This is a genomic window from Hyphomonas sp. NPDC076881 (genome assembly GCF_050269995.1).
In the GTDB taxonomy this organism is placed as follows: domain Bacteria; phylum Pseudomonadota; class Alphaproteobacteria; order Caulobacterales; family Hyphomonadaceae; genus Hyphomonas.
Map to the genome: position 1 here is coordinate 140,458 of NZ_JBNNJJ010000001.1, position 13,979 is coordinate 154,436.

At 59.3% G+C, this 13,979-nt stretch carries 14 protein-coding genes; 6 read left to right on the top strand and 8 right to left on the bottom strand.

Annotated elements, in window-relative coordinates:
* Positions 1-211: 211 nt before the first annotated feature.
* Positions 212-2,758, bottom strand: coding sequence for a cytochrome c oxidase subunit I (gene ctaD, locus ACQKI2_RS00640; protein WP_427377811.1), 2,547 nt, complete (start codon positions 2,756-2,758; stop codon positions 212-214).
* Positions 2,755-3,438 carry a cytochrome c oxidase subunit II gene (locus tag ACQKI2_RS00645; RefSeq protein WP_427377812.1) on the bottom strand — a complete coding sequence of 228 codons (684 nt, stop codon included), beginning with the start codon at positions 3,436-3,438 and terminating at the stop codon, positions 2,755-2,757. Before ACQKI2_RS00645 ends, ctaD begins: the two co-directional genes overlap by 4 nt.
* Before the next feature lie 24 nt (positions 3,439-3,462).
* On the opposite strand from ACQKI2_RS00645, the gene ACQKI2_RS00650 reads away from it, so the two are divergent.
* A complete protein-coding gene (locus tag ACQKI2_RS00650; protein ID WP_427377813.1) occupies positions 3,463-3,975 on the top strand; it encodes a DUF2231 domain-containing protein in 513 nt (170 codons plus the stop codon).
* Here the strand turns inward: ACQKI2_RS00650 and ACQKI2_RS00655 are convergent.
* The 4 genes from ACQKI2_RS00655 to otsB form a co-directional block, all read right to left on the bottom strand.
* The gene (locus ACQKI2_RS00655) at positions 3,936-4,442 is read right to left on the bottom strand and encodes a CopD family protein (RefSeq protein WP_427377814.1); all 507 of its coding nucleotides are present in this window, start codon (positions 4,440-4,442) and stop codon (positions 3,936-3,938) included. The two genes, ACQKI2_RS00650 and ACQKI2_RS00655, sit on opposite strands and share 40 nt — an antisense overlap.
* Complete coding sequence (locus ACQKI2_RS00660; protein WP_427377815.1) at positions 4,439-5,194, bottom strand: cytochrome c oxidase assembly protein; 756 nt, start codon at positions 5,192-5,194, stop codon at positions 4,439-4,441. The genes ACQKI2_RS00655 and ACQKI2_RS00660 overlap by 4 nt, the downstream gene beginning before the upstream one ends.
* Positions 5,195-5,460: 266 nt before the next feature.
* Entirely contained in the window at positions 5,461-7,230 is a 1,770-nt protein-coding gene (locus tag ACQKI2_RS00665; protein ID WP_427377816.1) for a glycoside hydrolase family 15 protein, read from the bottom strand.
* On the bottom strand, positions 7,227-7,913 hold the full coding sequence (otsB, locus tag ACQKI2_RS00670) for a trehalose-phosphatase (RefSeq protein WP_427377817.1): 687 nt from the start codon (positions 7,911-7,913) through the stop codon (positions 7,227-7,229). Before otsB ends, ACQKI2_RS00665 begins: the two co-directional genes overlap by 4 nt.
* Positions 7,914-8,282: 369 nt before the next feature.
* Between otsB and ACQKI2_RS00675 the strand changes: the two genes are divergently transcribed.
* Positions 8,283-9,719, top strand: coding sequence for an alpha,alpha-trehalose-phosphate synthase (UDP-forming) (locus ACQKI2_RS00675; protein WP_427377818.1), 1,437 nt, complete (start codon positions 8,283-8,285; stop codon positions 9,717-9,719).
* Between the two features lie 63 nt (positions 9,720-9,782).
* Here ACQKI2_RS00675 and ACQKI2_RS00680 read toward each other — a convergent pair whose 3' ends face one another.
* Positions 9,783-10,634 (bottom strand): SDR family oxidoreductase, encoded by an 852-nt coding sequence (locus tag ACQKI2_RS00680; RefSeq protein ID WP_427377819.1) that lies wholly within the window; start codon positions 10,632-10,634, stop codon positions 9,783-9,785.
* Positions 10,635-10,776: 142 nt separating this feature from the next.
* Between ACQKI2_RS00680 and ACQKI2_RS00685 the strand changes: the two genes are divergently transcribed.
* The 4 genes from ACQKI2_RS00685 to ACQKI2_RS00700 all read left to right on the top strand — a co-directional run bounded on the left by ACQKI2_RS00685 (position 10,777) and on the right by ACQKI2_RS00700 (position 13,709).
* Positions 10,777-11,613, top strand: coding sequence for a Ku protein (locus ACQKI2_RS00685; RefSeq protein ID WP_427377820.1), 837 nt, complete (start codon positions 10,777-10,779; stop codon positions 11,611-11,613).
* Position 11,614: 1 nt separating this feature from the next.
* The gene (locus tag ACQKI2_RS00690; RefSeq protein ID WP_427377821.1) at positions 11,615-12,943 is read left to right on the top strand and encodes a DNA polymerase ligase N-terminal domain-containing protein; all 1,329 of its coding nucleotides are present in this window, start codon (positions 11,615-11,617) and stop codon (positions 12,941-12,943) included.
* A gap of 339 nt (positions 12,944-13,282) precedes the next feature.
* Positions 13,283-13,492, top strand: a complete 210-nt coding sequence (locus tag ACQKI2_RS00695; RefSeq protein ID WP_427377822.1) for a hypothetical protein — start codon at positions 13,283-13,285, stop codon at positions 13,490-13,492.
* A gap of 25 nt (positions 13,493-13,517) precedes the next feature.
* On the top strand, positions 13,518-13,709 hold the full coding sequence (locus ACQKI2_RS00700) for a hypothetical protein (protein ID WP_427377823.1): 192 nt from the start codon (positions 13,518-13,520) through the stop codon (positions 13,707-13,709).
* On the opposite strand, the gene ACQKI2_RS00705 is transcribed toward ACQKI2_RS00700, so the two are convergent.
* Complete coding sequence (locus ACQKI2_RS00705) at positions 13,703-13,951, bottom strand: hypothetical protein (RefSeq protein WP_427377824.1); 249 nt, start codon at positions 13,949-13,951, stop codon at positions 13,703-13,705. The genes ACQKI2_RS00700 and ACQKI2_RS00705 overlap by 7 nt on opposite strands.
* Positions 13,952-13,979: the final 28 nt, after the last annotated feature.

Sequence of the window (13,979 nt, forward strand, 5' to 3'; positions counted from 1 at the left end):
GGCAGACGTAACAGAAGCCAGCCTCCCGCCGCGATGCCAGCCAGCCAGCCCAGTAGCATCAGGAGGCGGTGAAGGCTGACGGGGCCTGCCTGGATGCCGCTCCCCCCTGAGGCGCAACCAGCGCCATGCAGAGCGTATACAAGGGTGAAGGTCACGGCCCAGATTGCGGGGCCGAGCGCGAGGAGACCAAGCCAGCCAAGCCCTCTGCCCTTCATTGGCTCAGCCCCTGCGCCCAGATCGCGGCTGCTGAGATTGCCCCGACGGCGAGCGAATAGCTTTGCCAGAGGCCCCAGTGGCGGAGAGCGCCGAGAGAGCCTGCGGCGAGTTCACTCCGCCGGGCCTGATCGAGGGCGAACGCGGCAAAGATGGCGGCGATGAAGAACTGGAGCGCCACATAGCCAAGCAGGGCCGCGCGAACTGCATTCTGGGCGTGAGCCCTTGGATCCCCAAGATGCCAGATGGCGAGACAGGCGAGCGCCGCCAAAGCAACCAGATTAGCGCCGACCCCAAAAGCGATGAGCCGCAATGGGCTTCCCGCCTGCGATACCTCTTTCAGAGCGCGCGCCGGAACAAGGGATGCTAGCGCCGCGGCAAGCAGACCACCTGCGATCAGCATAGCGGATACAGCCACCTCCCCCTCCAGGGGCGGCGCCGCCGGGCCCGGCGACACCAGCGTGATGAAGGCGAGACCGAATATCAGTGAAGCAAAAAATGTTCCGTTGGCGAACAGAAAACACGCCACGCCGCTGGCAGTCAGGGTAGCGGGGCTGTCGTAATGCGTTGGCAAGTGCATACCCGGCGCGACTTCCACTGCAGGAGCATTCCCGGCGGGCACAAGCGCGCGCCCCCAGCGCCAAACAAACCAGAGTACGGGAAGCAAGGCCGCCAGCGCCACATAGTAGAGGCTGAACAACATCATCAGCACAAAAACGCCAATGGAGGCCGCAAGCTTGAGAGGCAACGCGGTATTGGTGGGAAGGATGGCAACATGCTGCGGGGTCGCGTGGCCTATGCCTGTCACCAGAACTTCCCGCTGTCCGCGCGGGGCCCCCGGCAGTACGCCTTCCCCCCGCGCGAGCGCCAGGGCAACCGCCGGACCGCCCGCATATTCATTGCCCATCATATCCGGGCGCGGAAGGGAAGCAAAATTGTAGACCGGCGGCGGCAAGGCCATCGCCCAATCAAGTGTCGGCGCCTTCCAGGGATCCCTGCGTGAGCGCTTTCCGAGCCATGCCTGAAAAATGCAATCCAGCGCGAAAAGCGCAAAACCGAACGTCATGATGAAGCTGAATATCGAAGAGATGAGATTCAGCACCTCCCATTCCGGATTGTCCGGATAGACATCAATCCGGCGCGGCATACCGACCAAACCTGTCAGGTGCATTATGAAGAAGGTGCCGTGAAAGCCGACCAGAATGGTCCAGAATGCCAGTTCGCCGAGGCCCTTGATGCGGCGGCGACCTGTGATCATGGGAAGCCAATAGGCAAGCCCCGCCATCATCGGGAAAACAAATCCGCCAATCAGAACATAGTGGAGATGCGCCGTGACAAACGCCGTATCGTGGGCCTGCCAGTTGAAAGGCACAATGGCGAGCATCACCCCCGTCAGCCCGCCCATGACGAAGGTGAAGAAGAAACCGAGAATGTAAAGCATCGGCAGCTTGAGCTGAGGCCTGCCTTTCCACATGGTGCCGATCCAGGCGAAGACCTGAACAGCTGTCGGCACGGCCACCAGCAATGAGGCGGCCGAGAAGAAGGCAAGCGCCATATGCGGAATCCCGACGGCAAACATATGGTGGACCCAGAGGCCGAAGCTGAGGAATACGAGGCCCAGGATAGATGCGACGATGGCGCCATATCCGAGTATCCGTGTACGGCTGAGGACCGGAATAACGGTGGACAGGACGCCGGCGGCGGGCAGGAAAATGATGTAGACTTCTGGGTGCCCGAACAGCCAGAACAGGTGCTGCCAGAGCAAGGGATCACCCCCGCGTTCGGGGTCGAAAAATGGCCAGCCGAATGCCCGCTCTATCTCCAGCAGGACCGAGCCGAGGATCAGCGGCGGAAAACCGGCCAGCATCATGACGGCCGCGCCCAGAATGTACCAGGCAAACAACGGCATCTGAGTCAGCTTCATGCCAGGCGCCCGCATGCGCAGGATGGTCACCGTGATTTCAACGGCGGCCGCGAGGGCGGAAATCTCAACGAAGGTGACGCCCAACAGCCAGACATCGGCATTGATGCCGGGAGAATAGGTGCTGCCCGAGAGCGGAGTGTACATGAACCATCCATCGCGCGGCGCGACACCAACCAGCAGCGCCCCGATGAGAATCATCCCGCCAAACAGGTAACACCAGTAACCGAAAGCAGACAGGCGCGGGAAAGCCATATCGCGCGTTCCGAGCATCTTGGGCAGGAGATACATCGCCAGCCCCTCCAGCATGGGGATGGCGAACAGGAACATCATGATGCTGCCATGCATCGTGAATATCTGGTTGTAGATTTCGGTATCCAGGAACGCGCCCTTGCGGGTGGCAAGCTGTGTACGGATGAGCATAGCGAGAATGCCGCCGATACCGAAAAAGACCAGCGCCGTACACATGAAGCGTAGGCCGATGGTGGAATGGTTCACTGCTGTGAACACGCCGCGCATCCCCGGCGCATTGCTCCACACGCGGGTAAGCTCGCGGTGCAGGCGGAGGGCCGGCTGCGGAGGGTTTTCCAGACGTTCTGCGGAAGGCGTTGGGTTTTCGATCATTCCGAAGCCTCCCCCGCCTGGGCTGGCACGCCCGCTGGCCATTCGTCCGGGTCGTGCGCGATGACGCGGAAGCGATGCGTCGCGTAGCCGATCCCGCAGAACTCCGCGCACCGGCCTTCATAGATGCCGGGGCTTGCCGCCTGGATGCGCAAGACATTCTCGCGGCCAGGAATGGCGTCCATCTTTCCCGCAAGACGCGGAACCCAGAAGGAATGAATAACGTCTGCGGAGGTTATCCGCACGTCAACAGGTTGGCCCGCAGGGATATGAAGATCACGCCCGGCCTCCACCATAGCCCCGTCCGGGCCAGGATGCGTGAAGGTCCAACTCCATTGCTGGGCGTGGGCGCGCACTTCAATGGCTGCGTCCCTCGGCACAAGCCGCTCTCCAACGGCGATGCCCGCCGCCAGCATGCCGCTGAGGATGGCAAGGGAGAACCAGATGCCAAGGCCCCATGTCCAGCCACGCTCTGAAACGGCGCGGGGGTGTCCGAATGAAAGCGCCAACAGCGCCATGACGAAGACTGTCAGACCAGCCCCGCCGGCAAGAAACACCCACCACAGCCAGGAGATCGCCTCTGCCGATGGCCCGGCAGGATCCAGCGTCGAAAGAGGCGCTGTGCACGCCTGCGCCGCGAAGAGGGGAACCGATAGCGCCCCCATGCGCTTGAGTATCGACATCATCCTATCAGACAGGGGCGCGCCATGGACGATCTTGAAAACAGGCTTAGCGATCCAATCGAGGAGCATCGCGGACTGCACGAGACAGAAACGCGCATTGCCGTTTCGGGCCACCCCTTGCACGCCATGCTGGTGGCCTTTCCGATTGCCCTGACAATGTGTGTTCTTGCGGCCGACATTCTGTTCCTCTGGACGGGCGACGATTTCTGGGCCCGGGCCGCAGGATATGCCGCGTTCGGCGCGTTCTTCATGGGTGTGGCGGCGGGTATAACCGGCACGGCTGAGTTGCTGATGGTGCGCGGCATCCGCAATCGCACCGCAAGCTGGAGCCATTTCATTCTGGCAGTGATGCTGCTCGCCATTCTCAGCGCCAATTGGATCATCCGCATTGGCGCGCCCGAAAGCGCGGTGCTGCCAGCCGGGCTTCTGGTATCCATTGTAGCTGCGGGAATGACAGCGGTGACGGGGTGGCATGGCGGCAAACTCGTCTTCGACTATCATATTGGAACAAGGCCAGGGGGCAATTCGCGATCCTGAGGATTCTGCAGAAACTCCGGCAACTGATGAAGCAGGGGTGTCAGGTTGGGCTTGGCAAGCACCAGCAGCAGAACGCCCGCGATGAGCACCAGTCCGAGCGGCACGGCCAGCACCGGCGAGGGCATCTTGTAGCTGCCCCTGCCCTCGGCGGTTTTGAGGATCAGGTGCCCAAGCCACACATGCAGCAGAACCATGAGCGCGACGACAACGAGCTTTGCCATCAGCCAGGCATCACGCAGTTCCAACAAAACGATCAGAACCGTGCCGAAGGTGATGGTAAGAACCGCTGCGGGGGTTGCCACGCGCGTGTAACCAGCGTGCAGCAGGATACGGAACTCCGTAAATCCGGCCTGGGTGCTGATTTCCCGGCGGCGACCGTAGATCTGGAGGATAATCGGCAAAGCCAGAAGACCCGCGCACCAGACCGATAAGGAGGCGATATGCCCGGCTTTCAAGAGCGCAATCATGCGGCCGAGACCTCCCGCCAGCCCCGGCGCAGTATCAGGGCGGCGATCCACGCCAGCGGGATCATCCCTGGCACCCACATAACCAGTCCGGCGAGTTGCTGATCCCCGAGGGCGGAGAGACCAAATGCATCGGTCAGAAGCATATGCTCAGAGTAAAGAATATTTCCGGAGAAGGTTAGGATCGCGCCAATCAGGCCCATCTGACCGGCCAACGCGGCGAGCAGAAGCGCCGCGCGAACCTGGCCGGCGCTGCCTTCCGACCTGAAAATCGACGCCCAGAATGCAAAGCCACTGGCGATCAGGAGAAACTGCATGATCCAGTAGATGAAGTGGCTGTTCCAGGCGGCTGAATAGATCGCTGGGACGTGCCAACTCCAGAGAATGAGTGACACCGCTGCAAAAGCGGCAACGCCGGCGCCATCGGGAAAGCGAACCTGCCGGAAGGCCAGAGCGAGCGCTGGGGCAACGATACAAAGCAACACAAGATGATGCAGGCTGCGCGCGGAAAAAAGAGCCACAGTGAGCGCGCAAAGGGGGGAAATGAACGCGATCGCCAGACCAAGCGAAGCGATTGCCGCATAGGCCGGCTGGTGACCGGTTATGCGGAGGGAGCCACGGGCATAGAGCCCCCCGGCCATAACCAGCACTACGAGACCTACCGCGAGCGGATCAAGATTCCAGTTGGCCAGCAGCGTGTTCGCGCCCGGCGGCGGGCCGCAATATGGAATGAACTCATCCATTCCAATGACCATGTAATGTGTCTTTGATAGATGCCTGTGTCCTTACCGATTGAACCAAGCTCATCACAAAGTCCCCTCTTGCCGCCGGACATTGGCCGAGACGTGCAGATCAGGTTACTCCGCGAGGAGTGCCTGCGTCTCATGCTTCGATCTTAACGGCCCAATCGCGCTTAGGTTCCGGATGCAGGCGAAATATCTGAAAGCATGACAGCTCTCAGACCGGGCTTGCCCTTCTCGCTCCCACTCCAACTCAGCACTCGGCCAGCGGTGCAAACCGCTCAGATCACATCATCCCATTCAGGACTGAGCCGGGCGGCGGCGTTGATGATCCCGACCATGGAATAGGTCTGAGGAAAGTTCCCCCACAGCTCTCCTGTCAAAGGATCTACATCCTCTGACAGGAGCCCCAACTGCGTGCGGTGGGCAAGAACCGCCTCAAATATTTCCTGCGCCTTCTCAAGTTCCCCGCTTCTGGCCAGCGCGTCGATATGCCAGAAGGTGCATGCGGTGAACGCCGTCTGCGGAAGACCGAAATCGTCGGCAACCCTGTATCGGAAGACATGTGTTCCGACGCGAAGTTCCTCATCGATCCTGGCAACCGTAGCCCGGAACTTCGGATCCATGGGCGGCAGAAATCCGATCTCGGCCATGAGCAGGACCGAAGCATCCAGCGCCTCTCCCCCGAATGCGCCGGTGAATGCCTGGCGCCGCTCATTCCAGGCTTGCTGCATGACGGCCGCATGTATTTCGTTTGCGCGGTCCTTCCAGTATGCACTGCGATCCATCAGGCCGAGCGCCCGAGCAATACGGGCCAGCCTGTCACAGGCTGCCCAGCACATTATTGCAGAAGAAGTGTGGACCGCCTCACGCCCCCTATATTCCCAGATACCGGCGTCTGGCGTGTTATAGACTTCATATGCGCGCTGCCCCACGGCTTCAAAATGCTCGAACTCTATCAACCCCGCCTTTGTCAGGAGGCGCTCGTCGAGGAAGGCCTGCGCCGCGCCCAGAATTACATGTCCGTAGACGTCATGTTGAATATGCTCTGCCGCCTGGTTTCCAAACCGCACCGGGCCCATACCGCGATAACCTGGCAGATGGCCGGGAATTTCCTCCGTCAATGCTTCTTCGAGTGCAATGCCATATACGGGCTGGATATGTCCCCCGCGCGTCCGGGCAACGATGTTCCTCATATAGGCAAGGTAGCGCTCAAGCGTGCCCATCGCCGACAGGCGGTTGAGCGCAGTGACGGTGAAATAGGCATCCCTCAGCCAGCAATACCGGTAATCCCAGTTCCTTGATGATCCCGCATGTTCCGGGATACTCGTCGTCAGAGCCGCGACGATGCCCCCGGTTTCCTCATAGACGCAGAGTTTCAAGGTTATGGCCGCTCTGATTACCGCCGCCTGCCATTTGGGCGGCGTGGCGAGACGGCGTGACCAGTCTTGCCATTGTTCCCTTGTCCGGGCGAGCCAGTCGAGCGCAAGATTTCCCGGCGATTCAGATACCGGATCGTCCGGCCCGAGGACGAGGCTGACCGTACGATCCAGTACAAACTCCGTCTGCTGAGCGACATAGGCAAGCGGCGCGTCGGTCGTAATGCGGAATGCGGCTGCGTCGTCCAGGAATGAAATGTGGGACACGCCGCGGCGCGTCGGCATCGGAGATTTGCCGCGCCCCGTCTCTGCGTCGATCCTTATACAGATGCGCGGCTGACCGCGCAAAGGCTCGATGCGGCGCACAATTGAAGCTGGCCGGAACATCCGGCTCCGGTCGGTAAACCTTGGCGCAAAGTCGGTTATCTTTATGGCCGATCCATCTTCCGCCTCGATGATCGTTTCCAGGATCGCGGTGTTTCGCTGGTAGGTCTGCCGGCACGATTTTTTTCCTGCCAGATCGACTAAAAACCGGCCGCGCCCGCCCAGAAGGCTGTTGAAGACGGGCTCGCCATCCAGCCGGGGAAGACAAAACCACCCTATTTCGCCCGCGGCATTGATCAGGGCGGCAATTGTGCCGTTGCCGATGATTCCCAGTTCGAGATTGTTCAATTCAGTCCCTCCCGGAGCCAATTCCAAACGTCTTCCGGGCCATCGAGCCGGAAGGGCGCAACCGAAGCGCCTGCGCCCACCTTGATCGCCGCCCCGCCCGCTTGAAGGCAGGCCTGCATCGCCGCTTCGTCAGTGGCATCGTCGCCGATCATGAGGGGTGCTCGCCCTGAAAACTCCTTGCGCCGCATGAAGGCAGTGACAGATTTGCCCTTGTCGGCATGGTCCGGGCGCGCTTCGATGACCATCTTCCCGGTTTGCAGGGAGTATCCCCTGAAACCGGCAACAACGGCCGACATCTGTGCCTCCAGTTGCGGGCCGGCTTCGGCCGCGCCTCGATAATGCAGGGCCAGAACTTCGCCTTTTCTCTCCACAACCACGCCCGGGTATGGAGTGGCGATTTTCTGAAGCCGCTGCACCAGTTCTGGAGGCGCCGCCTTAAGACCATCGGACGGGGTAGTGCCCGGCGCGCATATCTGCGCGCCATGCCCACCCGCTCTCCAAAGCTCCTGAGGAATACGGCGCGTCAGATCGCGCACATCCCTTCCGCTGAGAATGACAAGCCGTCCATCCAGCCGGGCAGAAACCGCCAGAAGGATCTCGGCTCCCTCCGCCGGTAGATAAACGCAATCTGGCTCCGCACGAATGGGGGCTAGTGTGCCATCAAAATCCAGAAAAAGCGCCATGTCGGGCGATAAGCGTGGAAAGGGCATTCGTTCCTGTCAATTCCTGAGCACGTCTACTTCTAGCCGCCCACCCATTACAACGCGGCGGGCGAATGGGGCGGGTAGGTCATAGGGACGGTTTCACATAAGCGCTTTGTTAAAGGGAAATAAAGCGTTTCACGCGCCCAGAAGTTCCAAAAGAAAATCACAATGCAGCCTCAGGAGCGCGCCAACGTTCGCTGCCATGCTAAAGCCCATTCTTTCGAGAATGTGCTTCATTTTTCAGCACACTGAAATATTTTCCAAAAATTAAACATGCGATCACGCAACCCCGCCAGTCCTCATCCGTAAAAATAACGGATCTGACAGGCTGGTCCGTTGGAGAACCACATGTCCCGACTTGTAATATTTTCGAACCGCGTTCCGGCAGATGGTCCTCCGAGCGGGGGCCTTGTCGTCGCTCTCCAATCCACCATGGATAATCGCGGTGGGCTATGGATCGGCACGGAGCCGGGAGATGAAGAGCCCCCCGATACGCTGATTCCGAGACCCGGAGAGACGTTCGACAGATTGACGATGCCCCTCAGCCGGGCCGAACATGAGGATTATTATCTCGGTTACGCAAATTCAGTCCTATGGCCCATGCTGCACGGCCGCGTTGACCTTCTCGATGTCACCTCCGGTCAGCGGGCAGCCTATGAAGCCGTCAACAGAAGGCTGGCCAGACTCGCCCGCCCACATTTGCGGGATACTGATATTCTATGGATTCACGACTATCATTTGATACCTCTTGCTGCGGCCTTCCGCGAACTCGGCGTTACCAACCCCATCGGATTTTTCCTCCATACGCCCTTTCCGGACGCGGGGAACGTTCAGGCTCTTTCCCATAGCGATTCATTTCTCCGGTGGTTTGCGGCTTATGATTTGGTCGGCCTGCAGACCTTGCGCGACGTTGCCCGTTTCCTGGACGCTTTCCGCAGCGCTGGCGCGGCGCAGCTGATCTCCGGGCGCTGTATAAGGTGGCAGGATGAGATCATCCGTGTCGGAAGCTTTCCAATAGGTATTGATGCAGAAAGCTTCCGCGACATGGCAGAGGATGCCATTCGCACGCAAACCCCTCCGCTGTCTCCGCATCGGCTGATGATCGGTGTGGACCGGCTTGACTACACCAAAGGCATACCTAACCGTCTTCGCGGGTTTCAGACCTATCTTCGGGAGCACCCGGCGGAAGAGGATCGGATAGCATTTGTCCAGATCGCTCCGCCAACACGGGAAGATGTCGGCGCCTATATGGATGTGCGCCGAGAGCTCGAGCAACTTTCTGGCGAGGTAAATGGAGAGTTTTCGGATATCGGCTATGTGCCGGTTCAATATATCCACCGGGCGGTGGCCCGCTCGGCGATATCCGGACTTCTCCGGCGGGCGGACATCGCCCTGATTACTCCGCTCAATGACGGGATGAACCTGGTGGCCAAGGAATTTGTCGCTGCCCAGGACCCAGAGGATCCCGGCGTGCTCCTATTGTCGAAGTTCGCAGGAGCCGCAGAGCAGTTAGAGAGCGGCGCGGTGTTGATCAATCCTCACGATCCGGCATCGGTGGCAGACGGTATCCGAAAGGCCGCCAGAATGCCCGTCGAGGAACGGCGGCAACGGCATGAGGAGATGTATGGTATCCTCCGTCAGAGCAACGGAGACTGGTGGGCAGACAGCTATCTCCGCGCGCTGGAGGCAGCTGCAGCTATCCGGATCAGCAACCTGGCTTCACTTGGCCAAGCTGGCCCCGGACCGGTGAACAGTCCCCTCGCCGCCTTTCCAGGCAAGCGCTGAGCGCACACCGGAACTGAGGCCCAGCCGCGGCCATGGAGTCCCCCCACTGCTCCCGGCCAGCTGTTACGACGCGACGATGATGCCCCCATTGGGGTGAAGGACCTGGCCACTCATATAGCTTGAATCGCTGCAGGCCAGGAACAGGAAGCAGGGCGCCACCTCGTTGGGCTGGCCGGGGCGGCCCATAGGCGTACTCTCCCCGAAATCCTTGAGCTTTTCAGGCAAAGCTCCTCCGCAGGGATTGAGCGGGGTCCAGATCGGGCCCGGCGCAACCGCATTTACCCGAATACCGTCGCCCACAAGGCTCTCAGACAAGGAGCGGGTAAATGCCGTGATAGCGCCCTTGGTGGCGGAGTAATCCAGGAGATCGCTGCTGCCTGCATAGCCGGTAACGGAAGTGCAATTGATGATGCACGCTCCTTCTCCCAGATGCGGCCGTGCCGCGCGCGTCAGATAAAACATGGAATAGATGTTTGTCTGAAAGGTGCGGTGCAACTGGTGATCCGAAATATCGGTTATATCCGTATCGGGATGTTGTTCGCCAGCATTGTTCACAAGAATATCGAGCTGCCCAAACTCGGAAATCACATCTGACACAATATCCTTGCAGAATTCCGGGTCGCCCATATCCCCTTCGAAAAGCCGGCAGCGGCGCCCCTCTGCTTCAACAAGCTGCTTTGTCTTCTCCGCGTCTTCTGTCTCACAAAGATAGGCGACCGCAATATCTGCGCCCTCCCGCGCGAAGAGTACGGCCACAGCCCGGCCAATTCCGCTGTCGGCGCCCGTTATCAGGGCCACCTTGTTCCGCAGGCGGTCAGATCCGTGATACCGGGGTTCCCAGTCCGGCTTCGGATCCAGCGAATGCTCATTTCCGGGAAGCTTTCCTTCTTTCATCTTTTCATGTTGCAGTGTCATCGGGACCTCCTTCAGTGCTGAAACCAACTAGGGTGCCAATGCGTGCGGCCCGTGAGGGTTGCGCGCCATGAAGTGAAGTTTTCGTCATCAAGGAACCTCCCGCTCGATACTGGCTTTTGGAAGACGGAAGGACAGAACTCCCATGGCAGCCAGACGACCTTATTGGAAGGGCTATCTCAAGCTTTCACTCGTTAACATCGCTGTTGAACTCTACTCCGCGACAGCATCGGGCCACCACATCCGCCTGAACATGATCCACCAACCTTCAGGAAAGCGTATCCGGTACCAGAAAGTGGCCGAAGGCGTGGGGCCGGTGGACACGGATGATATCGTGAAGGGGTATGAGATCGACAACAATGAATATGTTCTCCTCTCCGATGAAGAGCTGGATCAGATAAAGCTGGCCAGCAGGCGGACGATCAACCTGATCCAGTTTGTCGATCAGGGAAAAATAGATCCCCGATACTTTGAGAAGCCCTATTATATCGAGCCGGCCGGTAACGAGATCGCTCAGGAAGGCTATGCGGTTATCGCAGACGCTCTGCGCAAGACAGGAAAAACCGCGCTGGGACAATTGTCCGTCCGTGGCCGTGATCACATCATTGCCATACGGCCCTGTGGCCGCGGTCTTTTGGGGGAGACGCTGCGCTATGCTGACGAAGTGCGCGCGTCCGAAGACGTTTTCGATGTAATCGAAAAAATCAAGATAGACCCGGACATGGCAGCATTGGCAGGAGAACTGATAGAGCGGCGATCAGAGCCATTCCGGCCGGAAGATTTCAAGTCCGGATACCGCACCGCCCTGCTCGAACTCATCAAGGAAAAGCAATCGAAGGGCACCATATCTGCGCCATCCGATGATGATCGGGATTCCGGCGCCAAGATCGTTGACCTGATGGAAACGCTGCGGCGCAGTCTCGACGCCGAAAAGCAGAAATCTGGCAAGAAAAAACCGCGCCGGAGCAAAAAGGCAGCCTGATATGGCGGGGCAGCGATCTCTTGAAAAATATATCAGCAAGCGGAATTTTTCCGAGACCCCCGAACCTGCAGGCGCAGAGCGGCCACCGGCTCCGGGCCGGCGATATGTCGTGCAGAAACATGCGGCGCGGAGGCTGCATTTCGACTTCAGGCTGGAGCATGAAGGTGTGCTCCTGAGTTGGGCTGTCACCCGAGGGCCGAGCCTTGATCCTGCACAGAAACGCTTGGCGGTGCGAACCGAAGACCACCCGGTGCCCTACGGCACTTTTGAAGGCGTAATTCCTTCCGGGTACGGCGCGGGAACCGTTCTGCTCTGGGATGAAGGAAGCTGGAGCCCAGATGGCGATGTCGATGAAGCCATAAAAAAGGGTGTCCTGAAATTTCTGCTTCGAGGCCAGCGCCTTCGTGGCGGATGGGCTCTGGTGCGGATGAAACCCAAGCGCCGATCCGACCGTGAGAACTGGCTGTTGATCAAGGAAAATGATGCTGAAGCCAGCACCGACAAAGATCCGGTGGCCATCTGGTCAGAGAGTGTTGTCAGCGGCCTCGACCTTGAAGGAATTGCGCAGGGAAAATCCCTAGCGCTGCCAGAGTTCATCCCGCCGCATCTGGCTGTTGCTGTCGATACGCCCCCGGACGGTCCTGACTGGATCCATGAAATCAAACATGACGGATACCGGATCCTGGCGCTCATCAAAGGCAAAACCGTACGCTTGATGACCCGCAATGGCCACAACTGGACCCAGCGCTACCCGCCGGTTGCCCGCGCCCTGAGCGCGCTCGGACTTCCCTCCGCGGTTCTGGATGGCGAACTGGTCGCCCTGAACGATGCAGGGCGCAGCGATTTCCCACAGCTCTCGAACGGCGGCGCAGCCCGCCTGGCCTATTTCGTTTTTGACCTGCTCGAGTTTGATGGCGACTCCCTGAGGGAAAAGCCGCTTCACATTCGAAAGAAAAAACTTCGCGCGATCCTGCCGTCTGACGGTGCCACGATCCGCTTCAGCGAAGACCTGCGGGGCGACGGCGCCCAGGTTGCCCGCGCCGCGTGCCGCATTGACCTGGAAGGTATTGTCTCCAAACGCCGCGCCGCGCCCTACCGGTCCGGACGCCGGATTGGCCCCCGGATAAACTGTTTCAAGAACAGGCTGAACATTCGGGTCAAGCGGGAACTTTTCGTTGAGGATACGTCGCCAGATTTCCACGGCGGCGTCGGTTCGGATCTTCTGCTTGATCTCGAATTTCTTCCCGGCCCGGATTTTTGGGAGAAAGCTCAGAGCAGAGCTTCCCACCGGCAACAGATAATCGTCCGTTCTGTTTTCCATCTGCCTTGATTGAAAATCCCGCCGGACGGCCGCAGGCAGAATGTCATCCCGAGCCGGCCACGCACGATACTCATAGGTTATGTCCCATTTCAGTATCCGCGCCATCTTCCTGGTCCTTCCGGCGAAGATGAACGACCCTCAGTGGGTAAATCCAGTCACCAGATCGCGCGAACCAACGATGAAATCAGCGCCTTGTTCCCTCAGGAATACGATTTCTTTTCTTAGGATGCGTTCTTCACAGTCTACGGAGTATAGGTCTAATGGCCAGCCATTCCGCCTTCCTACAGATATTTAACGCAACAAAGCAGCGGCGCAGCCGTTCCCAGGAACGCAGCTCAGGAGCACGCCATGTCCGATACACCTCCCCGAAGAGACCCGCGCCCGCCTTCTCCTTCCACCTCCCCGCCAGACCGGCGGGAAAGCCCGGCCGAGACAACAGAGCGTGAACCCGTGCGTCCACCCCCGATGCTTACGCTTCTGGCATTCCTGGTCGGCCTTGGTTTGATCATAGCGTTCGTGGTGATCCGGTATGTTCTGCCGGGGCATGCAGACTACTGATAATCAGATTCTGGAGAATAACGCCATGTTCATGCGTCTACACGCCACTTTGTCTGCCTTCTGGCAGAAAAGCGGGGCCGGTAACAAGAACGAAGGACTTCAGCCTGTGCGGGATGCTGGTCCCGAAACCATGAAAGATCCGCCCGCCGAATGGGATGAAATTGATGAGGCGGTGGACGAATCCTTTCCGGCCAGCGATCCGCCGGGCGGCTATTGAGAGGGTTTCTTCCTCGCAATGAGCCACCGATAAATACCAGCGACATTGATGAATGTCAGCACTGCGTTCTGAAGAATCAGCGGGGTTTCGCCATCCTGAAAAGCATATGTGATCCATGTTATCGAAGAGACAGTGAAGATCACGAAGCCATAACCTGTCAGTCGCCGCCCAACATTGGCAGACACCATGATCGCGGCGACCGTTCCTGTCAGCATGGCGGCATATCCGAGAAATTCCTTCATTGGGGGAGCGACCGAGAAAGTTGCAAGA

What these genes read in the sequence shown, in the direction of transcription:
- ctaD (WP_427377811.1), bottom strand. Translation starts at nt 2,758, where the DNA reads ATGATCGAAAACCCAACGCCTTCCGCAGAACGTCTGGAAAACCCTCCG.
- ACQKI2_RS00650 (WP_427377813.1), top strand. Translation starts at nt 3,463, where the DNA reads ATGGACGATCTTGAAAACAGGCTTAGCGATCCAATCGAGGAGCATCGC.
- ACQKI2_RS00700 (WP_427377823.1), top strand. Translation starts at nt 13,518, where the DNA reads ATGTTCATGCGTCTACACGCCACTTTGTCTGCCTTCTGGCAGAAAAGC.
- ACQKI2_RS00690 (WP_427377821.1), top strand. Translation starts at nt 11,615, where the DNA reads ATGGCGGGGCAGCGATCTCTTGAAAAATATATCAGCAAGCGGAATTTT.
- otsB (WP_427377817.1), bottom strand. Translation starts at nt 7,913, where the DNA reads ATGGCGCTTTTTCTGGATTTTGATGGCACACTAGCCCCCATTCGTGCG.
- ACQKI2_RS00695 (WP_427377822.1), top strand. Translation starts at nt 13,283, where the DNA reads ATGTCCGATACACCTCCCCGAAGAGACCCGCGCCCGCCTTCTCCTTCC.
- ACQKI2_RS00655 (WP_427377814.1), bottom strand. Translation starts at nt 4,442, where the DNA reads ATGATTGCGCTCTTGAAAGCCGGGCATATCGCCTCCTTATCGGTCTGG.
- ACQKI2_RS00705 (WP_427377824.1), bottom strand. Translation starts at nt 13,951, where the DNA reads ATGAAGGAATTTCTCGGATATGCCGCCATGCTGACAGGAACGGTCGCC.
- ACQKI2_RS00645 (WP_427377812.1), bottom strand. Translation starts at nt 3,438, where the DNA reads ATGTCGATACTCAAGCGCATGGGGGCGCTATCGGTTCCCCTCTTCGCG.
- ACQKI2_RS00685 (WP_427377820.1), top strand. Translation starts at nt 10,777, where the DNA reads ATGGCAGCCAGACGACCTTATTGGAAGGGCTATCTCAAGCTTTCACTC.
- ACQKI2_RS00680 (WP_427377819.1), bottom strand. Translation starts at nt 10,634, where the DNA reads ATGACACTGCAACATGAAAAGATGAAAGAAGGAAAGCTTCCCGGAAAT.
- ACQKI2_RS00675 (WP_427377818.1), top strand. Translation starts at nt 8,283, where the DNA reads ATGTCCCGACTTGTAATATTTTCGAACCGCGTTCCGGCAGATGGTCCT.
- ACQKI2_RS00660 (WP_427377815.1), bottom strand. Translation starts at nt 5,194, where the DNA reads ATGGTCATTGGAATGGATGAGTTCATTCCATATTGCGGCCCGCCGCCG.